The 24,495-nt window shown below is 53.2% G+C and carries 28 protein-coding genes; 8 read left to right on the top strand and 20 right to left on the bottom strand.

The genetic code is table 11. The annotated features are described in order from the left end of the window. Positions 1–24 precede the first annotated feature (24 nt). The 4 genes from fimE to ABLU78_RS14385 form a co-directional block, all read right to left on the bottom strand. A complete protein-coding gene (fimE, locus tag ABLU78_RS14400) occupies positions 25–621 on the bottom strand; it encodes a type 1 fimbria switch DNA invertase FimE (protein ID WP_015703357.1) in 597 nt (198 codons plus the stop codon). A gap of 577 nt (positions 622–1,198) precedes the next feature. After that, complete coding sequence (locus ABLU78_RS14395) at positions 1,199–1,804, bottom strand: tyrosine-type DNA invertase (RefSeq protein ID WP_015369873.1); 606 nt, start codon at positions 1,802–1,804, stop codon at positions 1,199–1,201. Positions 1,805–1,928: 124 nt separating this feature from the next. Next, entirely contained in the window at positions 1,929–2,057 is a 129-nt protein-coding gene (locus tag ABLU78_RS14390) for a hypothetical protein (protein ID WP_015369874.1), read from the bottom strand. 581 nt (positions 2,058–2,638) lie between these two features. Beyond that, complete coding sequence (locus ABLU78_RS14385; protein WP_015703356.1) at positions 2,639–3,250, bottom strand: LysE family translocator; 612 nt, start codon at positions 3,248–3,250, stop codon at positions 2,639–2,641. Positions 3,251–3,388: 138 nt separating this feature from the next. Between ABLU78_RS14385 and ABLU78_RS14380 the strand changes: the two genes are divergently transcribed. Beyond that, positions 3,389–3,862 (top strand): Lrp/AsnC family transcriptional regulator, encoded by a 474-nt coding sequence (locus tag ABLU78_RS14380; protein ID WP_032706451.1) that lies wholly within the window; start codon positions 3,389–3,391, stop codon positions 3,860–3,862. A 33-nt stretch (positions 3,863–3,895) separates the two neighbouring features. Here ABLU78_RS14380 and ABLU78_RS14375 read toward each other — a convergent pair whose 3' ends face one another. Then, positions 3,896–4,141, bottom strand: coding sequence for a hypothetical protein (locus ABLU78_RS14375; RefSeq protein WP_048229410.1), 246 nt, complete (start codon positions 4,139–4,141; stop codon positions 3,896–3,898). 350 nt (positions 4,142–4,491) lie between these two features. Between ABLU78_RS14375 and ABLU78_RS14370 the strand changes: the two genes are divergently transcribed. The 4 genes from ABLU78_RS14370 to ABLU78_RS14355 all read left to right on the top strand — a co-directional run bounded on the left by ABLU78_RS14370 (position 4,492) and on the right by ABLU78_RS14355 (position 9,304). Then, positions 4,492–5,058: a fimbrial protein gene (locus ABLU78_RS14370; RefSeq protein ID WP_046883052.1), complete on the top strand. Its 567-nt coding sequence runs from the start codon at positions 4,492–4,494 to the stop codon at positions 5,056–5,058. A gap of 51 nt (positions 5,059–5,109) precedes the next feature. Then, the gene (locus ABLU78_RS14365; protein WP_015369880.1) at positions 5,110–5,793 is read left to right on the top strand and encodes a fimbria/pilus periplasmic chaperone; all 684 of its coding nucleotides are present in this window, start codon (positions 5,110–5,112) and stop codon (positions 5,791–5,793) included. Between the two features lie 18 nt (positions 5,794–5,811). Further along, the gene (locus ABLU78_RS14360; protein ID WP_047053710.1) at positions 5,812–8,295 is read left to right on the top strand and encodes a fimbrial biogenesis outer membrane usher protein; all 2,484 of its coding nucleotides are present in this window, start codon (positions 5,812–5,814) and stop codon (positions 8,293–8,295) included. A 565-nt stretch (positions 8,296–8,860) separates the two neighbouring features. Beyond that, on the top strand, positions 8,861–9,304 hold the full coding sequence (locus ABLU78_RS14355) for a hypothetical protein (protein WP_226925556.1): 444 nt from the start codon (positions 8,861–8,863) through the stop codon (positions 9,302–9,304). Between the two features lie 43 nt (positions 9,305–9,347). Here ABLU78_RS14355 and ABLU78_RS14350 read toward each other — a convergent pair whose 3' ends face one another. The 11 genes from ABLU78_RS14350 to ABLU78_RS14300 form a co-directional block, all read right to left on the bottom strand. After that, complete coding sequence (locus tag ABLU78_RS14350; RefSeq protein ID WP_348820601.1) at positions 9,348–10,628, bottom strand: MFS transporter; 1,281 nt, start codon at positions 10,626–10,628, stop codon at positions 9,348–9,350. A 131-nt stretch (positions 10,629–10,759) separates the two neighbouring features. Continuing rightward, on the bottom strand, positions 10,760–11,254 hold the full coding sequence (locus tag ABLU78_RS14345) for a flavin reductase (protein WP_015703350.1): 495 nt from the start codon (positions 11,252–11,254) through the stop codon (positions 10,760–10,762). 11 nt (positions 11,255–11,265) lie between these two features. Next, positions 11,266–12,234, bottom strand: coding sequence for a PDR/VanB family oxidoreductase (locus ABLU78_RS14340; protein WP_032709060.1), 969 nt, complete (start codon positions 12,232–12,234; stop codon positions 11,266–11,268). A 24-nt stretch (positions 12,235–12,258) separates the two neighbouring features. After that, a complete protein-coding gene (locus ABLU78_RS14335) occupies positions 12,259–12,999 on the bottom strand; it encodes an SDR family NAD(P)-dependent oxidoreductase (RefSeq protein WP_048229406.1) in 741 nt (246 codons plus the stop codon). Positions 13,000–13,006: 7 nt separating this feature from the next. Beyond that, positions 13,007–13,486, bottom strand: a complete 480-nt coding sequence (locus tag ABLU78_RS14330) for an aromatic-ring-hydroxylating dioxygenase subunit beta (RefSeq protein ID WP_021469133.1) — start codon at positions 13,484–13,486, stop codon at positions 13,007–13,009. Beyond that, complete coding sequence (locus ABLU78_RS14325; RefSeq protein ID WP_015369889.1) at positions 13,486–14,790, bottom strand: aromatic ring-hydroxylating dioxygenase subunit alpha; 1,305 nt, start codon at positions 14,788–14,790, stop codon at positions 13,486–13,488. The genes ABLU78_RS14330 and ABLU78_RS14325 overlap by 1 nt, the downstream gene beginning before the upstream one ends. Positions 14,791–14,812: 22 nt before the next feature. After that, a complete protein-coding gene (locus tag ABLU78_RS14320; RefSeq protein WP_015369890.1) occupies positions 14,813–15,325 on the bottom strand; it encodes a nuclear transport factor 2 family protein in 513 nt (170 codons plus the stop codon). 17 nt (positions 15,326–15,342) lie between these two features. After that, positions 15,343–16,509 carry an acyl-CoA dehydrogenase family protein gene (locus ABLU78_RS14315; protein WP_015369891.1) on the bottom strand — a complete coding sequence of 389 codons (1,167 nt, stop codon included), beginning with the start codon at positions 16,507–16,509 and terminating at the stop codon, positions 15,343–15,345. Positions 16,510–16,548: 39 nt separating this feature from the next. Then, complete coding sequence (locus ABLU78_RS14310) at positions 16,549–17,694, bottom strand: amidase family protein (protein ID WP_048229405.1); 1,146 nt, start codon at positions 17,692–17,694, stop codon at positions 16,549–16,551. 347 nt (positions 17,695–18,041) lie between these two features. Then, positions 18,042–18,512: a MarR family transcriptional regulator gene (locus ABLU78_RS14305; protein ID WP_015369893.1), complete on the bottom strand. Its 471-nt coding sequence runs from the start codon at positions 18,510–18,512 to the stop codon at positions 18,042–18,044. A 162-nt stretch (positions 18,513–18,674) separates the two neighbouring features. After that, on the bottom strand, positions 18,675–19,181 hold the full coding sequence (locus tag ABLU78_RS14300; protein ID WP_032712453.1) for a MarR family transcriptional regulator: 507 nt from the start codon (positions 19,179–19,181) through the stop codon (positions 18,675–18,677). An 80-nt stretch (positions 19,182–19,261) separates the two neighbouring features. Between ABLU78_RS14300 and ABLU78_RS14295 the strand changes: the two genes are divergently transcribed. Beyond that, positions 19,262–20,128: an EamA family transporter gene (locus ABLU78_RS14295; RefSeq protein ID WP_032712452.1), complete on the top strand. Its 867-nt coding sequence runs from the start codon at positions 19,262–19,264 to the stop codon at positions 20,126–20,128. Positions 20,129–20,240: 112 nt separating this feature from the next. On the opposite strand, the gene ABLU78_RS14290 is transcribed toward ABLU78_RS14295, so the two are convergent. Beyond that, entirely contained in the window at positions 20,241–20,453 is a 213-nt protein-coding gene (locus ABLU78_RS14290) for a YdgH/BhsA/McbA-like domain containing protein (RefSeq protein ID WP_015369896.1), read from the bottom strand. A gap of 370 nt (positions 20,454–20,823) precedes the next feature. Here ABLU78_RS14290 and ABLU78_RS14285 point away from each other — a divergent pair, with 370 nt between their 5' ends. Further along, positions 20,824–21,141 (top strand): antibiotic biosynthesis monooxygenase, encoded by a 318-nt coding sequence (locus ABLU78_RS14285; RefSeq protein ID WP_032709056.1) that lies wholly within the window; start codon positions 20,824–20,826, stop codon positions 21,139–21,141. A 21-nt stretch (positions 21,142–21,162) separates the two neighbouring features. Further along, positions 21,163–21,864 (top strand): winged helix-turn-helix domain-containing protein, encoded by a 702-nt coding sequence (locus ABLU78_RS14280; RefSeq protein WP_015369898.1) that lies wholly within the window; start codon positions 21,163–21,165, stop codon positions 21,862–21,864. 21 nt (positions 21,865–21,885) lie between these two features. On the opposite strand, the gene ABLU78_RS14275 is transcribed toward ABLU78_RS14280, so the two are convergent. The 3 genes from ABLU78_RS14275 to ABLU78_RS14265 form a co-directional block, all read right to left on the bottom strand. After that, positions 21,886–22,476 carry a helix-turn-helix transcriptional regulator gene (locus tag ABLU78_RS14275; RefSeq protein ID WP_015703343.1) on the bottom strand — a complete coding sequence of 197 codons (591 nt, stop codon included), beginning with the start codon at positions 22,474–22,476 and terminating at the stop codon, positions 21,886–21,888. Further along, positions 22,476–23,180 carry a hypothetical protein gene (locus ABLU78_RS14270; RefSeq protein ID WP_015369900.1) on the bottom strand — a complete coding sequence of 235 codons (705 nt, stop codon included), beginning with the start codon at positions 23,178–23,180 and terminating at the stop codon, positions 22,476–22,478. Before ABLU78_RS14270 ends, ABLU78_RS14275 begins: the two co-directional genes overlap by 1 nt. Before the next feature lie 400 nt (positions 23,181–23,580). Further along, complete coding sequence (locus tag ABLU78_RS14265) at positions 23,581–24,447, bottom strand: aldo/keto reductase family oxidoreductase (RefSeq protein WP_015369901.1); 867 nt, start codon at positions 24,445–24,447, stop codon at positions 23,581–23,583. Between the last annotated feature and the right edge of the window lie 48 nt (positions 24,448–24,495).

Below are 24,495 nucleotides of genomic sequence, written 5' to 3'. Positions count from 1 at the left end.
TTTCCTTTTTATCAATCGGTTATCCTATTTCTTCCGCGCTTGTAAATTTTCCTCTAACAGATTGTTTCTTTCCCAAATCCCGGCAAAACGCGCTGCATTACTGGCGGTATAACGGACAGTATGACGAATATTACGATGTCCGAGATAATCTTGTATCAAACGGGTATCAGCTCCTCTTTCCGCCAGTTCATAGCCGCAGGCATGACGCAGCATATGCGGATGCGTATGCGTCACGGTTCCCGCTTCTTCCCCGGCGGCGCGGATAATGCGATAGGCCTGTTGCCGTGAAAGCGGGGTGCCGCGGCGCGAGATAAATAGAGCGTCGCTTTTGCCTGCTGCCTTCCAGCCGGCCCGTTGCTGTGTCCAGCGCTCTATCGCTTCGCGTTCATCAAAACGCAGCGGATGTACGGTAGAGAAACCGTTCTTTAAGCGGCGAACATTGATGCGTCCTTCGTTAAGGTCGAGATCGCGATAGTGCAGATCAAGTAATTCGCTGATACGCATCCCGTGGCGAAATGCCAGCAGGATCAGACAGTAATCCCGTTCGCCGGTTGGGCCGTGCTGGGCCGCCTGCATCATTGCCTGAACTTCTTTGGCGGTGAGAAAACGACGTCGGTTCACAATTTTGAGCTCCTGAATTTAAGTTTACTCGCAAGGAACAGCCTGAGAAAAAATCTCAGGATGCATAAAAAATAATCTGAATGGAAAGCCCGTATTATTTGAGAGGGATAAAGACCAACAGGTATCACATTACATTTACACAAACATAAATTACCGCTACGCGATAATTCTTATTTTTATCTATTTTATTCTTTACCACAATAGAGCTGTGCCAGGTCGCGGGCAGGTGCATAAAATAGCAAGGAAAAAAGTTAATGCCAGCTATTTATTGAACGGAAAACATGTGCTGAAAGGATTAATTTAACAATAAATAACGAACTAATATCCTGATGAATTACAGGTGCATAGGAATGTTTTTTTCATGTTCTAAATAAGAACTTTTAAGAACAATAAACATATTTAACGTATGGTTAATTTTTATTAATGTTTCGCAAGAAAAAATCTATATATGAGGAAAGCTGCAATTTATCGCAGCCTAAACAGAGCAAATTTGCAACAGTCTTGCCGGGGATGGCGGGCAGGGGCTGGCAGTAAGAGGGAACCGACAACGAAACGCCATCCGTGGCGTAAGGCTACCTTACTGGAAAAGCGAGATTCTTTGCTTCTCGCGGGAATTATCCCAGATACCATAAAAGCGCCCGGCGTTACTGGCCGTGTACCAGACGGTATGGCGAATGTTGCGGTGGCCGAGATAATCCTGGATAAGTCGCGTATCGATGCCCATATTGGCCAGCGCAAAGCCGCAGGAGTGGCGTAACATGTGCGGGTGAATTTCCAGCGGTAATCCTGCCTGATCGCCGGAGGCGGAAATGATCTGGTAAAACTGTTGGCGTGACAGAGGATTACCCTTACGCGATAAAAATAACCACTCGCTGGTGGATTGTGGATATTCATCACGAATATCCAGCCAGCGCTTTAGCGCCTGGATCTCTTTATTCAGCAATGGATGAGTGGTTGAGAAACCTTTTTTTAATCGATGGATGTAAATACATTTTGAACGCAAGTCAATATCTGAAATTCGCAGGCGACAAATTTCGCTGGCACGAAAGCCATGAATAAAACAAAGTAATGTCAGGCAATAATTACGAGCTGCATGAGGTCCGCTATTGGCAGCATTGAGTAATGACTCAATTTCATTCTGAGTCAGGAAGTTCCTTTTTTTAATGTCACTATTATTCTTCATTATGTTCCCTTTCTTTTGCAGGCGTACATTACTATCCCATAGGCTCTGGCTGGCCTATTACAGGATCCGAAGATAGGTTGCGCATTTTATGAATAAGCATGATGCGAATCGCTTTTACTATCCCTCAGGTAACAAGAACTTTATCGCGGCAAAGCTGCGCGAAATCCTGTGGATATAATGAAGTGGCTTCATCGCCTGCAAGCTGTACGCAGGCGAATTCCTGATGCGAAGCGCTCAGGCATTTGATGTACATCGGTTTTCCTGGAGGTTTACACGTCCTGTTCATCCTTTCTCCTCTTGAGTATGCGCGCTTACAGCAAGGTCATAGACTACCGGCTGATAAACTGAGTCCTGGCTGGATAACGCTGCAAACCGTTATCCATGAGGATAATTGCCTCAATAAACAGGTTGGCGTTGCGTAAATGTTTTGCCATACAAAATAGCGTAAGACACCTGATAGCATTCACCGCAACACTACAACAGCGATTAAACCATACTGCAAAAATCGTAGAGAGAATAGCGTTAATAAATGTGCAGACGTTTCAAAGAGAGATTTTACTTATTATCGAGCAGTCGGAATTTTCCGCTCGCGTAATCAGTTAATGAGAGACTTAATCGGAGTTTTTAGGAAGTTTTAAGAAGTTATTGCGAAGCGCAATTTCTGCTGTAACCGCTTATGATTTATAGGAAATTTATCTCTGTTTGTATCAGAAAATAACGGCCCGGGCTTGTCAGGCTCAACAACGTAATAGTGACCAGAGAGCCCGGATTATATTTGTTGATGAAGCCGTATGGCGCTAATCAACTTCCCCAGTAAGCGCCACGGCTTACGAATTATCTTAACTGCTGGTAAAACAGGATAATCGCAATGGCAATCATGATAAGCCCTGAAACCATGCTCACTCCTTTCGCCGCCTGTGGGCGGGCCGCCAGTACCGCCCGCGACCCATAGCCGACCAACAGATAAATTAGCGTACAGGTCATCAGGTGCATCGCACCCAGCGCCGACATCTGCAGCGCCAGCGGCCAACTGCCGTGCGGATCGGTAAACTGCGGCAGCAGGGCGAGGAACAACAGAAAGACTTTTGGATTAAGGCCGCTAATGCATAGTCCCTTCACCGCCCACGCATTCCAGCTGCCAGCCGATTGTTGCGCCGCGCCCGGCGCCGCCGGATGGCGTAATATCATGACCCCGAGCCACAATAAATAGGCCGCGCCCGCCAGGGTGATCGCCGATAGCGCCAGTGGATGACCGGCGATTAACACCCCGACGCCGGCGACGACGATAATCGTTGCCAGCAGATGTCCTGACATCAGCCCCATCACCGCCGGAACGACGCGACGGCCGTTGATACCGGCGCTGATGGCATAGGCCCAGTCAGCACCGGGGGTAATAATCAACAGGAACGAGACTATCCAGAAGCTGGCGATCAGGCTTATTTCCATCAGCAACGCTCCACAACGATATTAGACATCACACACTCGCAAAATTAGGTTATCGTGTGAGAAAGAATATCGACATAGAAGCGAAATGAGCTTTCAATGTTATGTCATAATCCGGCGATAAAAGAGAAAATCTTCCAAATGGATAGCATAGATCGAAAAATTCTTGCTGAGCTGCAGGCCGATGGTCGTCTGTCGATAACTGAACTGGCGGAGCGGGTGAATTTGAGCCTCTCTCCCTGCCACCGGCGACTACGCGCGCTGGAGCAAGAGGGGGTGATCACCGGCTATCGCGCCAATCTCGACCCGGGAAAAATGGGGTTCAATTTTCTGGCTATCGTTTTCGCCACGTTAAAAGAGGGCGATAAAAAAGCGGTCAGCGCTTTTGAGGAGGCGGTGGCGGAGATCCCGCAGGTTGTGCTGGCGCAACGATTGTTTGGCGATCCGGACTATCTGATGCACGTCGTCACCCGGGATCTTCCTGCGTTTCAGAAACTCTATGATGACAAACTGTCGGCGATGCCCGGCGTGCAGCATTTACGCTCGACGCTGGTGATGAAAACCGTGGTGCAAGATCGCCCTTTCCCCCTGGAGACGTTAAACGCTTCCCGCTAATGCCCTGCTGCCAGGGCATTGTAGAATGGCGAATTACCACTTTTCATCACGCGCGTCGCGGCGGCCTTCGCGCCGATTTTCTCGCTTATCTTCGCGACAGCGCATATTGCTCTTGTCATCATTTCTCACGCATTCACGTTTTTCTGCACGTCCACTCTGGCGCGCATCCTGACGGATATCGCGAGCATCCTGGCGTTTTTCCGCGCGGTAGGTGGCGTGCGCGGTGAGGGTCGGCAGCAACAGGGCGGCGGTAAGCAGAGGCAGGATTATTTTTTTCATTGTCGGAACCTTAAATATAAAAATAAATCACGGAAGGTTATAATTGTGGTTCGTAATCTTATGTAAATCGATACAAAATGTGCTGAACTCTCTTTTTTTTAGTTTATTATTAAACAAGCCCGGCAAGTTCTCATTTTATTATTCTCGTTGCTACGTATTTTAGCTTATTACGCTAAAGAGATTACGAATATAGCATCAGGGCTCAGCCGCTTTAAGTATTTGCCTTGATTTTTATCAACGATCCTTATTCATCCGGTTGTGGCGGATATTTGGCCGTGCGATGCTCGCGGCATGAGATTTTTCTCAGTCTCCGCGAAGTTAAATGGAATTGTTAATAAAAGGAATATTATATGAAACGTTCAATTATTGCTGCTGCAGTATTTTCAACCGTGCTGATGAGTATTAATGCTTTTGCCGCGGCGCCAAGTGAAGAGCAGGGCGAGTTAGTTATTATTGGTAATGTTATTAATTCTTCCTGTCGTTTTGAAACCGATTATAGCAGTACGATTCAACTGGCTGATGTTGACGCTACCCGTTTTGCCGGCATGTCAGCCGGTGAAGTCTTATCCGGCAATTTCGCTACCAGTAGCGATCCATTAACTATCGTTTGCCCGGAAGGCACGGTATTGAAATCGATTGATATTAGCGGCGGGACCTATACTACCGGCGGCGTACTTAATCCTATCGCAACTACAACGTCTGCTAATGGTGTCGGTTTTAAATTAAGACTTGGATCCGCGGATATTAATGAAAATACCATATATGACGTCAATAATTTGCCGAATGCGGTGACTTCTTTGGGCAATGGCGTTTATCAAATGAACTTTTCGGCGCAATACGCCCGAATTAATGCCGCCACACCGGTAACCGCCGGTGAAGTCCGCTCGGTGTTAACGATTGCCGTCTCTGCGGAGTAAGGAACTGTGCCGGCGCTTCGCCGGCTATTATTGTGCTAAGGGTGTGGTGCTATGAAACGGATTTTATTAGCAGGTTTATTTATCGCTATGCAGCCCGCGCATGCCGGAGTGGTGATTTTCGGTACCCGGGTGGTTTATCCGGCTGAGAAACAAGAAGTGGTCGTACAGTTGATGAATCATGGCGCCCGCTCTTCACTGGTGCAGTCGTGGATTGACGATGGCAATACTTCATTGCCGCCGGAAAAAATCAACGTGCCTTTCCTGCTGTCGCCGCCGGTGGCGCGCATAACGGGTAACTCCGGTCAGCAGCTGCGAATTAAAAAGTTAGCCAACAAACTTCCGGCGAACAAAGAGTCGCTGTTTTATCTCAACGTACTCGATATTCCTCCGAATACACCAGGAAGTGAGGGGGCGAATACGCTGCGGTTTGCCATGCAAAACCGCATTAAGCTTTTTTATCGCCCTAAAGGTATCGCGGCGGTAAATAAAGATACGTTTAAAAGTATTTCGTTGTCTTCGCGCAAAAACGCTCTGCATATTGCCAATGGTTCGGCAAATTGGTTGACGATTACTGAAATTAAACTCAGTAACGTTAAAGTCAATGAGCGCAGCGTTATGCTTGCGCCGTTATCCAGTCAGGATGTCTTTTTAAAAAATAATCTCGCCCGCCAGTATTCGCTAACGATGATTGATGATAATGGAAACTTTATTAGCGACAGGCTCAATGTAAAATAATAAATAATGGAGTTGGCCATGTTAAGGATGACGCCGCTTTCCTCAATGATATTGTTGGTTTTATTATCCGGTCAGCTGCAGGCCGCTGAAGAGACTTTTGATACCAATTTCATGATCGGCGGAATGAAAGGTGAAAAATCATCAAGCTTTCACTTTGCGGATAATCAACCACTGCCCGGTGAATATGAATTAGATATTTACGTCAATAAACAATGGCGTGGTAAATATCCAATCGTAGTCGCCAGTAATCCGGATGATACCTGCCTGTCATCGGCATTATTACATCAGTTGGGAATCAAAGCGGATAGCGCGCCGTTGGCAAAAGATAACCAGTGCATGACGCTTAAATCCGCGGTGCGGAGCGGTAGTTATACGTTTAATATCAATATTTTTCAGCTTGATTTAGAAATTCCGCAGGCCTACGTTCTGGATCTTGAGCGCGGCTACGTCGCGCCGGAAAGTTGGGACCGAGGCGTTAACGCGCTCTATACCTCTTATTATCTGAGCCAGTATTACAGCGACTATAAAGACAGTGGCAATAACAAAAGCACTTACGCCCGCTTCAACAGCGGGCTGAACCTGTTGAGCTGGCAGTTGCACTCTGATGCCACCTACAGTAAAGCCGATAGCGGCGGCGGCGACTGGAAAAGCAACACCCTGTATCTGGAGCGCAGCTTTGCGCCGATTTTAGGCACCTTGCGCGCGGGCGACATGTATACCTCAGCGGATATTTTCGATGCGGTACGCTTTCGCGGCGTTCGTCTGTTCCGCGACATGCAAATGTTGCCAAACTCAAAACAGAACTTTACGCCAATCGTGCAGGGGATTGCCCAGAGCAACGCGCTGGTAACCATCGAGCAGAACGGCTTCACCGTCTATCAGAAAGAGGTGCCGCCGGGGCCTTTTGCGATTGCCGATTTACAACTCGCCGGCGGCGGGGCGGATCTCGATGTCACTATCCGGGAAGCCGACGGCTCGGTAACCACCTACCTGGTGCCTTATTCCTCGGTACCCAATATGTTGCAGCCGGGGGTGTCTAAATATGACATTGCCGCCGGGCGCAGCCATATTGAAGGCGCCAGCAATCAGGAAGACTTTATGCAGGCCAGCTATCAATATGGCCTGAACAATCTGCTGACCCTGTATGGCGGTACCATGCTCGGTACCGACTATCAGGCTTTTACTATGGGAACCGGGTGGAATACCCATCTCGGCGCGGTGTCCGTTGACGGTACCTGGGCGCGCAGCGATCAGGATAACGGTACTTTTGAAGGGCAAAGTTATCAGATTGCCTACAACAAATACCTCACCCAGACTAAAACGCGCTTCGGTATGGCGGCTTATCGCTATTCAACCAGCGACTATCGCACCTTTAACGATCATGTCTGGGCGAAGAACCGTAATAGTTATCACCATGATGATAATGACGTTTACAACATTGATGATTATTACCGTTATGATTTTGGCCGTAAAAATAGCTTATCCGCCAATATTAGCCAGTCGTTGCCGGAAGGATTAGGGTCTTTCTCACTGAGCGCTTTATGGCGTGATTACTGGGGAAAAAGCGGCAGTAATAAAGATTATCAACTGAGTTACACCAATAACTGGCAGCGGGTTTCCTGGACCATTTCGGCCAGCCAGACCTATGACGAGGATCATCATGAAGATAAGCGCTTTAACCTCTTCATTTCGATTCCGCTGATCTGGGGAGAGAGCGATAGCGTGCTGGCGCGTCGCCTGACGCTGTCGAATTCGACGACCTTCGATAACGACGGTTTTGCCTCCAATAATACCGGCATCAGCGGTACGGGCGGCCAGCGCGACCAGTTTGACTATGGCGTGAACCTAAGCCGGCAGCAGCAAAACCATGAAACCACCGCCGGCGGCAACCTTACCTGGAACGCGCCGCTGGCGACGCTGAGCGGCAGCTACAGCCAGTCGTCGAAATATACCCAGGCCAGCGGCAGCCTGTCTGGCGGGGTGGTGGCCTGGTCCGGCGGCGTCAATTTCGCTAACCAGCTATCGGAAACCTTCGCCATTATTCAGGCGCCGGGTCTGGAAAATGCTTACGTCAATGGTCAGAAATATCGCACCACCAACGCGCAGGGAACGGTCATTTTCGACCATGTATTGCCCTATCGCGAAAGTTCGTTACTGCTGAATACCGCCAATACGCAGAGCAAAACCGAGTTGATTGGCAACCGTAAAGCGGTCGCTCCGTACCGCGGGGCGGTGGTGCTGGCGCGGTTCGATACCGACCAGCGTCAACCCTGGCTTATTCACGCCGAACGCCCGGACGGTACGCCGCTGAAATTTGGCTATGAAATTGAAGATAACGACGGACAGAATGTCGGCGTCGTCGGCCAGGGCAGCATGCTGTATATCCGCACCGATAACGTTCCGCCGTCGATTACCATCGCGGTCGATAAGCAGCAGGGCCATTACTGCACCATTACATTTAAACATACCATTGATGAAGGTAAGACCTATGTCTGCCGCTAAAAGGACGATTTTCATGAAATGGATAATTTTGCTGGTATTAAGCTTATGCTCTTTTTTAGCGCGGGCGGGGAACTGTGAATTAACGCCGAGCATCCCTCCGGCGTCGATTGAGGCTAGCGGCAACTACACTTTTAAACCGCTGGCCGCCAACGGGGAGCTCAATTTACGTGATAGTTCACTTCAGGCTAACGCATTCAGCTTTCGCTGCCCCAGTAACTCAAATATTACGGTCTCGGTCAGTCTGCAATCGCCACCACAAACCTCCTACTATGTTGAAGTAGGCAGTAAGATCTATGAGATTAATTTCTCCTTCGACCAGACAAAAATGGAATCGTTGGGAAACGGAAAAATTGTTGAAAACCAAGTATATAATTTGTCAGATATGTTTAATAGTTTGGTCGGCATACGTTATGAGATTAAAGAAGGTAGCGCTAACGGGCAGCGTGTTACTCCCGGAGTGCCTTTCCAGATGCGTTACGGTATAGTTTTGAAGTATTGTAAGAATAATGAATGTCATAACGTTAACATCAATTACACCTTTAACGTCACCCTGCAGGTAAATATTATGACCTGTGGTTTTAACTCCCCGGAGCGCCTTATTAATATGGGCGATTACAGCTACTTCGATATTAAAGAAGACAAAGCGCAATATCGCATGGAAAGCGTCGATATCGACTGTAGCCGGGACGAGTCGGCGGTATTCGAACTGACGCCGGGTAAAATTGATTACTACTTTGTCGCCGCCTCCGGCTTTGCCGGCACCAGCAAAATATTGAAGAATGACGATCAGGATGCCGCCACCGGCGCCGGCGAAGTCGGTTTTCATCTGCGCGATAGCCTGGGCGGGGAACTCCAGTACGGCAGCGGTTTCCTTTATCACTCCGACGAGGAGGCCCGGCATGGCAGCAACAACCCGATTTATCTGCAAATCAAGCCGATGAAATATGGCGAGAATATCCGCGGCGGCACGATTAAAAGCCGGGTTATTATCGTCATCAACAATAACTAGCCCTCTGTACCGCGCGCCTTCCTTTGCGCGCGGCATGCCTGGGTTAGGTGGTCGCGACCGCTTCAGGTCGCGGCTGCGGCTGGCGAATACTTATCAGCGCCACCAGCGCCAGTAGCGCAAAGGCCAGCAGCATCAGCGCAATGGGGATATAGCTATCCCACATCATTAAAAAGGCTACCGCCAGCATCGGGCTAATACCACCGGAAATCACCGCCCCAATCTCATGCCCCAGCGCCAGCCCGGTGTAGCGTACCTCCACCGGAAACAGATCCACCATCAGACACGGCTGCGCGGCAATCATCGCGCCATGGCACAATGGCAATGCCAACAGCATGGCGAGCAGCAACGCCGGGAAGGTGTGCATATTCAGCAGCCAGAAGAAGGGGAAGGCAACCAGCGCCATGCCTATCACGCCGATGTAGTAAAGCCGCTTGCGGCCAATGCGATCGGAAAGCCATCCCCAGCCGAGAATCGTGGCGATCTCCACCGTCATGGCGATGGTGACCGCCGCGATCAGATCGCGGGTGTCGATGCCGATATGTTTGCAATAGACCACTGAAAACGTGAAGAAGATATACACCGCGCCGTTTTCCGCCAGCCGCAGGCCGATAGCCTGTAATATCGCTCGTGGATGATTTTTGAAGGCGCTCAGCACCGGTAAATGATGGGCCTCATTTTTGCTGTCGTTTTCTGCTTTGCGCGCCACGAATTCCGCGTTCTCCTGGATGTTACGGCGAATATAGACGCCCACCAGAAAGATAAACAGGCTGAGCAAAAACGGAATACGCCACGCCCATGACATCACCTCTTCCTGCGGTAGCAGCTGCACCAGGTAGAATGCCAGCGAAGAAAGAACAAACCCGCCGCAGACCCCCACCTGGCTCCAGGCGGTGTAGTACCCTTTCTGGCTTTCCGGCGCGTTTTCGCTCAGCATCAACACCCCGCCGCCCCATTCGCCGCCGGAAGCCACGCCCTGCACAAAGCGCAGCGTAATCAAGGCGATTGGCGCCAATACGCCGATATGGGCGTAGGTTGGCAGCAGACCAATTAAGAACGTACTGGCGCCCATCAGCGTCAGGGTGATGATAAGCGTCATTTTGCGACTGTAGCGATCGCCGAGATGGCCGAATATCACGCCGCCGAGGGGGCGGGCGATAAAGCCGATGGCGAAGCCGGAAAAGGCTAAAAATGAACCGAGCAGCGGGTCATTCGTGGCCGGGAAAAACAGCGGCCCGAAGACCAGCGCCGCCGCGGTGCCATACAGGAAAAAATCGTACCATTCCAGCGAGTTGCCGAGAAAAGACCCGATGATTAATTTGCGCATAGGTTGCGCCGGGGGGACCGTTGTACCGCTCACAGCTCCAGACATAAGGTTAACTCCAGTGCAGGTGAATCAGGCGGCGCCTGCTGGCGCCGGGCGATGGGTCGGCAGGGTTTTTATGGTTATGATGAAACTTAACGGCACGACGCCATGCTAAGGGTATGGAACTGGCGATTAAACCAGACCAGCCCGTCGCTGGGGTTGCCGAAGCGGATCTGTTTGACCTCGCAATAAAATACGCTGTGGCTGCCCACTTCATGGCTGTCGGCAATGACGCAGTCGCAGTTCGCCACGGCGGAAGCCAGCGCCGGCGAACCGGTCTCCAGCGCCAGCCATTCGTCGTGCAGGAAGCGTTCTTCGGAGCGGATTTGGCCGTTGGCGAAAATCCCGGACAATTGCTGATGCTGTCCGGAGAGCACGTTAACGCACAGCACGCCGTTGTGCTGGAATTTGCCGTGCGCGAAGGACGAGCGGTTCATACATACCAGCAGCGTCGGCGGCGAATCCGTCACGCTACACACCGCCGAGGCGGTAAAACCGAAGCGGCCCGCCGGGCCATCGGTGGTAATGATGGTGATCGCGCTGCCCAGTTGCGCCATGGCATTACGAAAATCAGATGTCAGGTTCATAGTAATACCCGTTATTTCAGTTTGACGTATTCGAAGCCTTCAATAACCAGCCGCGGGGTTTTGGCCCGCGAACAGCACAGCAGGATCTGGTCGTTATCTTCGCGTTCTTCTTCGGTTAAATACTCGTCGCGGTGGTCAGGTTCGCCGCTGCAAACGTTGGCGAGGCAGGTGCCGCAGACGCCCTGTTGGCAGGAGACTTTGACTTTGATGCCGGCCTTTTGCAGCGCGGCGACGATGGTCTCGTTTTCACCGACGGTGACGCTCAGATTGAGTTCCGGAACCGCAACCTCAAAGCTGCCGCCGCTGGTTTCTACCTCGCGGTTGAAATACTCCTGATGCAGCCGCTCCGCGCTGAAACCGCATCCCTGAGCCGTTTCGTTAATCCACGCCATAAAACCCTCCGGGCCGCAAACGTACAGGTGGCCGGCGGCGGCGTGAGGCGTCAGGAGTTCCTGAGGGCGGATCCTGCCGTTTTCATCGCTGATATGCAGCTGAACCTGAGCGCTAAAGTGGCAATCCGCCAGTTCGGCCAGAAACGCCATTCCCTCACGGCTGTGGCCGCAGTAATGCACTTCGAAGGATTTCCCGGCGCGAAATAGCGTATCGGCCATCGCCAGCATCGGCGTGATGCCAATGCCGCCGCCGATCAGAATGCTATGAGGCGCCGACATCTCCAGCGCGAACAGGTTGCGCGGAGGGCTAATTTGCACCTCGTCGCCGGGCTGTAAAGCGTGCGCCGCCAGCGAACCGCCGCGCGAGGCGCGATCTTTGAGGATCCCCAACCGATAGCGCTGCGGGTGATGGGCGCTGCCGCACAGCGAATACTGGCGCACGATGCCATCGCCAAGATGCAAATCGATATGCGCCCCGGCGCTAAACGAGGGCAGGGGAGCGCCGTCCGGCGAGGCCAGCGTCAGGACTACCACCTCGGCTCCCTGAATTTCGCGTTCTGTGACGCGTACCGTCAATGTTTCAGCCATAGTTTTTCTCCACCCGCGAAGGGCTTAACGCATATAAATGCCGCCGTTGATATCCCAGGTCGCGCCGGTGATAAAGGTGGCGGAGGGCGCCGCCAGCAGTTCTACCGCGCGGGCGACCAGCAGCGGATCGCCAAGCCGCTTCATCGGGATCATCTCCAGCAGCGCCGGCATTTTCTCTTCCGGCACCGCGGCGCGAACGGAAGGTAGATCCAGCGGCCCCGGCGCAATCGCGTTGACGCTCACCCCGGCGTTGCTCAGGGCGCGGGCGAAGACTTTGGTCAGCGTAATAATGCCGCCCTTGGAGGCTGCATAGTGGGCGCCGGAGGCGGTACCGCCGTTTTGCCCGGCCAGCGACGCGAGATTAATAATGCTGCCCTGCTGGCGCTGGCTGAAATAGCGGCCGATAGTCTGGCAGCCGACGAAAGTACCGCGCAGATTGGTGCTGATGACGCGATCGAATTCTTCTACGTCGATCTCCATGATCGGCGTGGTCAGGGTTAAGGCGGCGTTGTTGACTAGCACATCGAGTTCGCCGAAACGTGCGCGGATCTGCGCCAGCGCGTCGCTGAACTGTTGCGGCTGGCGAATATCCAGCGCCAGCGGCAGCAGCCGCTGCTGGCTGAGATCGATCTCCTGCGCGCTGCGGGTGACCGTATCGAGATTGAGGTCGGCCATCGCCACCTGATAGCCCTGTTGCCAGAGATGGCGGCTGATAACCAGCCCGAGGCCGTTGGCCGCGCCGGTAATAAGTACGCTACGTGTCATAAAGTCCTCACAGGATGTAGCCAATGCTATGCAGGTAATCGTCGCCGTTAATCAGGCGTACGACCTTTTGCAGGATGCGGAAACTGTCGCCCTCCGGCGCCAGCGTCCAGGTGACGTCAGCGGCGTAGTGCTGTTCATTGCCCTTGCGGTACTCGTAAAGGAATTGGGCGCAGCGTACTTCGACGACCTCATCGCTGGCGCTGAGCAGGCGATAACGGCCGCTCATGCGGATAGTGCGCGCGCGCGGGGTGGTGGAGATCGATTCGCCGCTGTATAAACGCTGCACGCGTTTTTCCCGCATCTCGTGGTTGTCGTAGGCGTAGTTGAGCACATTGGCGAAATCGGTGGTCTGCTGATCGATGGGAATGATGTACATTCCCTCAGCGCGCCACAGCGCCAGCCATTCACGGAATTCGCCTTGATCGAGCAGGTCCGCTTCCAGGTTAATAAACTGAATGGCGGCGTTGAGGATAGGTGATGTGTTCATTATTGCCCCCGGTTATCAGCGGTCATGTACTTTTTCCATTGTTGATAGGCGGCGCGCATGCCGGTTTCGGCGCTGACGTCGCTGCGCAGGCCGTCGGCGGTGCGGACTTCGCCGGGCAGGCCGCGGTTGAGCATGATCCACAGATCGTCGCCCGCGCCGCCGCCGCGCTGCACCCGCTCCCAGGCCTCTGAATCATCGGGGGTGCCGAAGCCCATCGGCCCCTGGAAGTGTTCGTGCAGCCGCAGGCGCGCCTGGTTGGCGATCGCCGGGCCATCTTTCATGGTCAGCACCATGTGATGAATTTCCGTCTCTTTTACCGATATCGGCTGCAGCACGCGGAAGAAGGCCATTGAACAGGCGACATTGGGGAACAGGTTAAGGTTAAAACCGCTGCCGCCGACCGCGCGTACGATGCGCCGCACCTGCTGCTCGTCGTGACCTTCCTCGCGCAGGGCCTGGGCCAACTCGCTAAAGCGCTCCGGGATTGGCGCATCGAGATTGGCTTCCAGATCGATAAGCTCGGGGATCATCACCATCACGCTGTGGCCATTGCCGAGATCTTCCACGAAACCTTTGCCGTCGACGAAGTTGAGCATCTCTTCGGTCTGTTTATCGACCGAGCTTAAAAACGACTTATGGACGATCGGGAAGTGATAGCCGTCGGTGGTATTTTCCAGCTGGATTTTCCAGTTGCCGGGAAAGCGAAAACGGTGCGCGGTGGTGGCCTGCAGCGCGTAGCCAGCCCCCTGTTTCATGAACAGATCCATCCATTTCATCGCCGGGCCGAGGAAGTCGGTCAGTGGCTCAATGTCGTGGTTGAAGCTGGCGAAAATCATTCCGGCGTAGCTTTCAACGCGCAGGCGCACCATGCCGAGCTCAGATTTGTTCAGCGTATCGCCGTAGCTCTCTGGATGCGGTACCCCGCGCAGCGCGCCGTCGAGGCCATAGCCCCAGCCGTGATACGGGCAGGTAAAACCGTTCGTTTTCCCGCTGCGATGTTCGCAGACGGTGGCGGCGCGGTGGCGGCAGCGGTTGAGCAGCACGTTGATATTGCCTTTGCGATCGCGCACGACGATCACCGGTTGGGTACCCACCATCGAGGATTTATAGCTGCCGGCGTCAGGGATTTCGCTCTCGTGGGCGACCCATACCCAGGTACGGTTAAAAATGTTGTCGATTTCGAGGTCGAAAATTTCCTCGGAAGTATAGAGACAGGTATGGACCCGGTCGCTTTGCACCAGTGCCGCCAGCGTTTCGGCGGTATGGCTGGTATCGATATTTTTTACCGGAATACATTCAGACATTGTCACTCTCCACATATCTCTTTTAATGATCATCAGGCACCGGTAAATCGGCGAGCGAATGCCAGTCATCTACCGGGCGGCTAAATAAATTACGGGTGGTAAAATGATGAATTAACCACTGTTGATCTTGTTTAATAAATTCAATGACGAGCTCCGCGCTATTTAAATGCGAGCCGCCGCGGCGAAACGTTGAAGCCTGCAGCATTTTCCAGCGGCCGACCGCGCGGTTATTTTCGTCAACGCGAATATGCTCGGCCGTTAAATAATGTACGTTGATGGCGAAGTGTGACGGCTCGCTAATATAAGCGTTCATCATCCCGACGATCGCCGCTCTGCCGCAATGGCGCCCGAGCTTGTGTTGATATAATTCGCCGATGCCTTCCCAAATAGCCGTTTCGCTAAATAGCGCGCCAATTTGCCGGGCGGTATCCGGATGCGTCAGGTCATCACAGAGATGCATATACTGGCTGATGGCGTTACGGATCTGCACTACGGCTTCCAGCTTTTCCAGGCGTTGCAGCATTTCTTCATTCATTACCGGCTCCGTATAACTCATAAATAGCCTGGCTGCGGCGAGTGGCCGAAGAACATATTGCCGGCGTTGATGTACGTCAGCTCGCCCATAAAGGCGTGCTGGGTGATGACCATGGAGTCGCGGGCATAGCGCTGCAGCGGGCTGCGCATCGATATGCCCGGCATCCCGGCCAGTTTCAGCGCGCGGGTGGTAACCGAAGCAGAGACGCGGGTAATGTGGGTGGAAGAGAGGCGCATGGCGTTAATCCGCTCTTCTCCCGGTTCATCGCCGCGCAGAATCGCTTGCCAGACATCGTCGATGGCGTCGTAGAACCAGCAGCGCGCCGAACGCAGATCCGCTTCGCAGTGAGCGATTTCCATCTGCGCGAATTGGCGATCCGCCAGGCACGGCGCGCCGGTGACCGAGCTCTGGCGTTCGGCAATGGCGTAAATTTCTGATAACGCCGCGCGGGCGATACCCAGCGCGACCACCGACAGCACCTGAGTGGCCAGCGACAGTACCGGATAGCGATACAGAGGGCCTTCGAGGTTAAGTTCGCCGCCGCGAATAAAGGTCCATTCCTGCGGCACGAAGGCATTATTCAGCACTACGTCATGGCTGCCGGTACCGGAGAGGCCGACCGTATTCCAGACCGGATCGATGGTGAACTCCCCGGCGGGTAGTACCGCGATGCGCGGCAGCGGACGATCGCTGCCGTCATCGGTCAGAATACCCACGCCGATAAGTTCGGCGCCGCTGCAGCCGCTGGCGAAGCTCCAGCGCCCGCTGACGCGGTAGCCGCCATCCTGAGTCGTCGCTTTTTGCGGCGGGAAGATCCCGCCGGCAAAGACAATATCCGGCCCGTGGCGGTAAAGCTCATCGAGACTGCTCGGCGGTAGGCCGCCAAGATAAAACGGATTCATGCCGAAACTCGCCACCCAGCCGGCGGATCCGTCCGCTGTTGAGAGCGTTTCAATTAACTGACAAAACTCCGCAGGTGATATTTCATCGCCGCCGTAGCGTTTTGGCACAAGCGCGCGATAAACACCGATCTTTTTAAAGCGGGAAATAATATCCGCTGGGATATATTTCTGCTGCTCGAACTCCTCGCTGCGCTTTTTAATATCTGCGAGTAATTCGGCAAACTCTATTGTCGTGGCGTGCAGGGTCTTTTCCGCACGCGAAGTTGCAGAGGGGTTTAACATGCGATTTAGCCTCTTCCAGTTAATGAAAGTACGGTTTTATTATTTTAATTTTTCCAGCAAATACTCAGCGTAATTAAGTAAATCAAACTCTTTATTTTTATTGGCGACTAATTGCAGAGCCACCGGGCGATGATTAATTTCGCCAAGCGGAAGGCTCAGGGCCGGGTGGCCGCTTAAATTAAATGGGCGCACCAGGCGAGTCAGGTTGACCACCTTGAGCGGATCTGCCGCTTCTTCCAGCGTTGGCGGGCATTCCGGCAGGGTCGGCAGCAGAATCAGCGGGGTTTTCGCCAGTTGGGCATCCACCGCGGCGCTAAATTGCTGACGCACGCTTTCCGCAGCCTGCCGTTGCTGAGGGCCAATCTCCGCGCCGGCGCGGATCCGCCGGGCGACATCCGGCGCCAGGTTCGGCGCGTTGATGATGCTGTGAAACGCCAGCCAGTTTTCCTGGCTTATCACCGTAAGCCCGGCCTGATGCGCTTCGTTGAACCCCGGTAGTTCAGCGCTTGTCCATGCCAGCCCCGCCTGCTGCAGACGCGAGAAGATCAGTTGCTCAATTTCCGGCGTTGCCGTGCCTGCCAGATAGCTCATCGCGGGGACTTCCCGGCGCGCAGGAGGCGCTGATTCCCCCAGCGCTTTTGCCAGCGCCTGACGCAATGTGGCGATATCGCGGGCGAACAGGCCGACGCAGTCGAGCGAACTTTCCGTCGGCATGACCCCAGCGCGGCTCAGACGGCCAAAGCTCGGCTTCAGGCCAGCCACGCCGCAGCAGGCCGCGGGCATTCGCACCGAGCCGCCGGTGTCGGTGCCAACGGCGAAGTCGACTTCACCGGCCGCGACCACGGCGGCGGAGCCGCTGGACGAACCGCCGGGGATTAACTGCGGATAATGCGGATTGCGCGGCGTACCGCTATGCGGGTTGATGCCGGTGACGCCAAAGGCCAGCTCGTGCAGGGTGGTTTTGCCGCGCAGCTGGCAGCCGTTATCCAGCAGCGCCTCGACTACGGCGGCATGGCGAACGGCAGGAGGCGCATCCTGCAATACCGGGCTGCCGGCGCGGGTCGGAAAACCGGCAATATCGAGACTGTCTTTAACCGCAAACGTCAGCTCGCCTTCGCCAAGGGTGAAGCGCGAGATAAACCCGGATTCTGCGTTTTCTGCCTCTGTACGATGTTCAGTAACCATGTTTCACATCTCCGTGAGGGGGATAATTACCGCGCGAAATGACTAAAAAACGACCCGCTGGCGTTTGAGGTAATCTTGTCAGTAAAACTTGAAATTTCAAGTAATTTGTCACCTGTTTTTTACATCGTAATTGACGATAAGATGATGCTATGAAAGAGAGGTTGTTTTTTAACTCATTGATTTAAATCATTAAACATTGGTGTTTAAATTTTAATCTCTTGAAGGGCGTCACAAAAATAAATGAAAAATATAAGTTAAAAAAATGATAAAAAAGTGTGCGAAAAACGCAGGGGAGGGTAAAACAAAATGAATAACCATTTATAGTAAATGGTTATTTTCGCAGAGGATCAGTCATCGAGGTTGTGCAGAATGAGCGCCAGCACCTGATTCATCTTTTTTTCCTGCGCCGGGGTGACGCCCTTGAAGGCTTTAGCAAACACGGTTTCCGCTAATGCCCGGGCTTCGGCAACCTTGGCTTCACCGGCGGCGGTGAGTTCCGCTTCGGTGACCCGGCCATCGCTGACGCTAACGTGGGTCGTGAGCAGGCCATCATCGCGCAGACGGCCAACAATTTTGGTCACCGTCGGCATCTTACTAACGGCATATTCGGTGATCCGCGAAATACTGGCGCGGTGGTATTGGTGCACCAGCATCAGTACGCGGAAGCGGGAAAGGTCGATGTCGATTTTTTTGAGCTCGATTTCCATTAATTGGGTATAACGGGCGTAAACGTTAACCACCCAGAAGAAGGGGAACTCTTCTTTATGAAAGCGGCTTTCGTGGCTCTCTGGCGGGGTCGAAGAGTGAGTCTTATCCACAAGCATCTCCTTGCCTGATGACGATAGAATGTGCAGATGGTATGCGCATTTAGCGGTTATTGCAAAACGCAGTACTGCGAAAACCATGCGCTATGATGCCGGGAGGATGGTCTCTTTGTTAGCCGCGCGTTGTTCATCGTAGCAACCGCCTGTCGCCGGAGGTCACTCATTCTCCAGCAGACGCATAAATACCCGTAGCGCCTCGTCTAACTGCTGAAGTTGCGGGGCGGAAAGCCCCGTCAGCAGTTGTTGCTCATTCGCCACGTGGGTGGCAACCGCCTCATCGATCAGCGCTCGTCCCTCTGGCGTTAACGCGACCAGCATGCTGCGGGCATCCTGAGGATTTGCTAAGCGGGTAATCAACCCTCGTTTTTCCAGCGCCTTGAGGCGATGGGTCATCGTGCCGGAGGTAATCATCAGTGTCGAAAAGAGCTGGGTCGGCGACAGCACGAATGGCTCGCCGGCGCGGCGCAGCGTCGCCAGCATGTCGAACTCCCAACGTACCAGCCCGTGTTTAACAAACGCCGCCTCCACCCGCGGCTCCAGCAGCATGGCGCAGCGCTTGAGGCGGCCAATCGGCCCCATTGGGCTGCAATCCAGATCCGGGCGCTCGCGCTGCCATTGGGCGAGAATGCGGTCAACGGCATCCGTTGGCGGTAATTTGTCCATGTGTGCTCACTTGTCTTGATATCAAGATATTGATCGATACATACTTGCTGCACAATTTAACTTGATATGAAGATAAAATCATGGCCTTTTTTACTCGTCATCTGGCGGTCGATCTGCTGCTGACCGCGCTGGCTCCCGCCATCTGGGGAACCACTTATATCGTCACTTCGCAATTCTTGCCGCCGGACCGTCCTTTTATCGCCGCGCTGTTGCGCGTGTTGCCCGCCGGGATTGCGTTGTTACTGTGGAGCCGCCAGTTTCCGCAGCGCGGTGAGTGGTGGAAGCTGATCATTACCGGAATATTAAATATCGGCGCCTTTCAGGCGCTGTTGTTTATCGCCGCCTACCGCTTGCCCGGCGGGCTGGCGGCGGTGATCGGCGCGATTCAGCCGCTGCTGGTGATGCTGCTGGCCTGGTGCGTGGATCGCCAGCGTTCGCCGTGGCTGGCGGTGGTTTCCGCCTGCGCCGGGATCATCGGTATGGCGATGTTGCTGCTTTCTCCGCGCACGGTGCTGGATTCGTTAGGTATCGGCGCCGCTTTTCTTGGCGCCGTCAGTATGGCGCTGGGCACCTGGTTGTCGCGGCGCTGGGCGCTATCGTTGCCGGTTGTGGCGATGACCGGCTGGCAATTGTTGATAGGCGGGGTCGTGTTACTGCCCATCGCGCTGCTGGTGGACCCGCCGTTGCACAATATCACTCCATTACAGGCGGCAGGTTATGTCTGGCTGTGTGTGGCCGGAGCGATGCTGGCGTATGGATTATGGTTCCGAGGTATCAGCCGATTGTCGCCGGTGGCGGTATCGGCAATGAGCCTGCTAAGTCCGGTGACGGCGGTGCTGCTGGGGTGGATCTTTCTCGGGCAGAAAATTGAGGGGATGGCGCTGGCGGGCCTTATTGTGGTGCTGGCGAGTGTGCTCTCTATTCAGCGCGCGCTGGCGAAACGTTGACGTGAAAAAGCCCCATAAAGGGGCTCGACATTGCCGTGTTTTTTTACGTGGCGGGAGCCAGACCAGCCGTCCTGAGACGACCTGTCCGGCAGCTCCCTCTGCGACCATTCGGTTATTTAGACAGTTCCGCCGTCATGTGTACCTGATTACCGGTATAGGCTTCGGTAATGTGGTAAGAGGCGCCCTGATCTTTAGCGATAGCAGCGATTTTTGCTTCTGCGTTGTCCAGGGTATCAGAGGTCACGCTCACCGGGTGAGCCGCGAAGCTTGCGAAAGAAACCAGAGACAGCATACCAGCAGCAGCAAGTAATTTTACGTTTTTCATGGTGTTTATCCTTTTAACTTTTATGGTGGAAAGCGTTGTGCTTTCGATGGATTTATAATAAGTCTGCTAACTATAACGTACGTTGCAAAAAGTGCGATTTAGATCACATTTTTATGACGGTTTGATGACTGTAAATGGGATTTTTATTGAAAAAAACTGTGAAAACAGAATGTTATATCTCATCTTCGAGAGTGCTAATTTCCGTTGACCCGCGTTTAAGCCTCAACAGAATTTCGCCTGGCATTGATTGTGTGAATGGTTTGGTGGTTTTTTTGGCTTGTTGTGACCGCGATACTTCGCCCGCTGGCGAAGCATTGCTAACCATCGGCGCGCTACAGTGCGGCTTCATTCATTGCTGGAGGAAAAAACCATGATTGCGGTACTCTTTGAAGCACAGGTCACGCCAGCGCAGCAGGAACGATACCTCGCGCTGGCGGCGCAGTTGAAACCGCTGCTGGAAACCATCGACGGCTTTATCGCCATCGAGCGTTTTCAAAGCCTCAGTGCGCCGGGAAAGATTTTGTCGCTGTCGTGGTGGAGGGACGAACAGGCGGTGACGGCCTGGAAGCGCAATATTTGTCATCAGGCGGCGCAGCGGGAAGGGCGGGAGTCTATCTTTGCTGATTATCAGATTCGCGTGGCACAGGTACTGCGTGAATACCAGATGCAGAGTTCACGTTCTGCGTAACCAATATTAAGCGGAGGCAGTATGTTGCACCCTGCGGTTGTCATTGATGATGACGAAGCGCTGGCCGTCGCGATGGCGGCGGTTGCCTCGGCGATGGCTGACCCTTCACGAGTGAAAATACTCTGCGCGCTAATGGATGGCCGGGCATGGACGGCGACTGAGCTCTCCGGCGCGGCGGATATTTCGCCGTCGACCGCCAGCGCTCACCTTAGCCGTCTGGTCAACAGTCGCTTACTGATCTGCCTGGCGCAAGGGCGACATCGCTACTATCGGCTGGCGGGCGGCGATGTCGCCGGATTGCTGGAAAATATGATGACCATGGCGGGCAAAAGCGCAGTGCCGCTGACCACGCGAACGCCGGGAACGCTGCGTATGGCGCGTACCTGCTACGATCATCTGGCGGGTGAAGTGGCCGTCGCCATCTATGATTTTCTGCAGCAGCAAGCGTGGCTCACGGCAAATGGCACCGCGCTTACCGCGGCGGGGGAGGCGCATTTCGCCCGCTTAGGTATTACGTGCGATAGCGGATCCCGCCGCAAAGTATGCTGCGCCTGCCTCGACTGGAGCGAGCGCCGTTTTCATCTGGGCGGTGCCGCGGGCGCTGCCCTGCTGCAGTGGGGCGTGCAAAAAGGTTGGTTTATGCCGGTCCCGGGCTATCGCGAAGTGACAATCAGCGAGCCTGGGAAGCGAGCGCTGCGTCAGCACTTTGGCCTGGCGCTGTAGACCCGGCGACAGGATAGCCGTTCAGCAGTGATTCATATTGACGATTTGCTTATGCATCACCTGCGAGCTATTCATTCCCAGCTTTTTCATAATGTGAATGCGGTGGCTGTGTACCGTCTTATGATCGATATTCAGCAGCGAGGCAATTCGCTTGTTGTTATTGCAGGCGATAATAAGTTCCAGTACCTGCAGCTCTCTGGCGGTCAGCTTTCGCTGCGTGCGCAAATACCGGGTCTGCGGAGTTTCATCCTGCGTTCTGGTAATTGCCGAAAATGCGTCTAAAGAAGATTTTTCCGTCAGGATTAACAGGTTTTCCAGATCGATTAATTCCCGGCACAGATTGGCGATATCGCTTTTTACCATCAATACCAACAGTGTACAGCGCGAGAAATGAAAGCGCAGTTTGTTGAGTAATACGACCGTATCGGCGGCGGATATATCCTTGTGGATCATATTGAAGATCACCGTCTCAGCCAGGGGCGCGACGCCCCCTTGCACGATGTCCTGATAACTGGCCTGGGTGATATCCTGGTGAATATCGCTCAGATAATCATGAATAGATTGGCCAATGATATTGTCGTCAGTGTACAGCAAGATATTGTTCAAGGGCATTAAACTCTCTTCTTACGCTTGGCTTCCAGAATCAAATCGATCAGCGTTTTTTCTATTTTCTTCCTGTCATCGCTGCGGCGGAACTTAAACTGGCAGGAAATCTGATAGTAGTTTTCCGGACTCTTTTCTTCGCTATCCAGCGTGACCATCGCCACGTTCTTGATAATCAGATCAACGGTGATTTCGCCATATTCAGCCAGAGACAGAATGGCGTTTTTCAGCGTTGAGTTGTTGGCAAGGAATTTCAGATTTGGACTTTGTGCAATCAGCGCGCAGCCACCATCTGAAATATCTTTGATATCAAAAGCATAGTTTTCGCCATTTTTATGGCGCCCATGACAAAAGAAATCATTCTCATCGCGTAAACGAAATCGCGGATCTCGTCGTCTTTGTACAACCTGGATGCATTCCGGTAACGCAAATGCCACCTTATTGCTATTCTCCGCGCCGCCAGCGGAATTCTTCTGCCGCTGGGAGGTGAACTCGATCTTTCCTGAATCACTATGCAGAATAAATTTGAATTTATTCCCCGCAGGGATTTTGCTATCGCTCTGGATATGGAATTCGGCAAAATCTACACGCGCAATCTGAGTACTGATGCTTTTGTTATTAAAGAAAATTTCTATCTCTGTTTGCTTTCTCTGTTCCTCTCTGAAAATAGCAATGATTTCATACTTACTGGTTTTTATCGTTCCCTCTATCATGGGTAATCCTTGTTGAATCGTTACTGTGCATAGTTAATTTTTTTTACAGCAATAGCGACATACTGATTATGTTAACCAGATGTTTTTGTGAACGTTCGATGATATTGACTATCTTTGTAGCCAAATTGATTTGTATAAACGTCGAAGCCGATATTGTTTTTTCCTGTAATCAAGAGTGTTAACAAAAACCATGGAACAATACAAACGACAACAGCCTCCCAATTAGGAGGCCTAAGAAATAACGTAACTCAATGCAATTTATAAGGTTATTTCCTCGACGAGGAATCAGCATAACCCGATTTGTAGGATATATAGTGCCAGCAGAGATGGCCTAATTCCAGCTTAATATTAAGGGGATAGCCCTTCACGGCAAACGCCGTAAAGGGGGGAGTTGACGCCATCAACCGCTGATGCTATCCAGCTTCGCCAGTGCTCCGGCGGGGAGGGTAAGCGTTGCAGCGGCGAGATTTTCCCGTAAATGCGCCACCGATGAGGTGCCCGGAATCAGCAAAATATTCGGCGAGCGCTGCAGTAACCACGCCAGCGCCACCTGCATCGGCGTGGCGTCGAGCATGGCGGCAACCTCGTTAAGCTCTTGCGCCTGTAGCGGCGTAAAACCGCCCAGCGGGAAGAACGGCACGTAGGCGATGTTTTGCTGCGCCAGCGCGTCGATTAACGCGTCGTCACCGCGGTTAGCGATGTTGTACTGGTTTTGCACGCAGACGATGGGCGTCAGCTTCTGCGCATCGGCAACCTGTCTGGCGGTGACGTTACTCAGACCGATGTGACGAATCAGACCGCGGGCTTTTAGTTCCAGTAAGGTCGTTAGCGGTTCCTCCAGCGAACCCTCCACCGGGCCGTGGGTGCCGAGCATGCTGCGCAGATTGACCACCTCCAGCCTCTCCAGGCCGAGGTTACGCAGGTTATCTTCGACGGCCTGGGTGAGTTCCGCCGGCGACATCGCTGGTAGCCAATTGCCTTTCTCATCGCGGCGGGCGCTGACCTTGGTGACGATACACAAGTCGTCGCTATAGGGATGCAGCGCCTGACGAATTAGCTGATTGGTGATATGCGGGCCGTAGAAATCTGAGGTATCGATATGATTCACCCCGGCGGCGACGGCTTCTTGCAGAACGCGAATGGCGGCGTCGGGATCTTTTGGCGGCCCGAACACGCCGGGGCCGGCGAGCTGCATGGCGCCGTATCCAAGCCGGTAAACCTGACGGTCGCCTAAGGTCATGACCCCGGATAATGTTACGCTGGACATAATGACTCCCTCCGATGATAGGCAAGGAGTAAGTGTAATCCCGTCAGG

The sequence above is a fragment of the Klebsiella sp. JN_Kp122 genome, assembly GCF_040062085.1.
In the GTDB taxonomy this organism is placed as follows: domain Bacteria; phylum Pseudomonadota; class Gammaproteobacteria; order Enterobacterales; family Enterobacteriaceae; genus Klebsiella; species Klebsiella aerogenes.
Note: the sequence above shows the minus strand (reverse complement) of the source record. Positions and strands in the feature narration are given on the sequence as shown.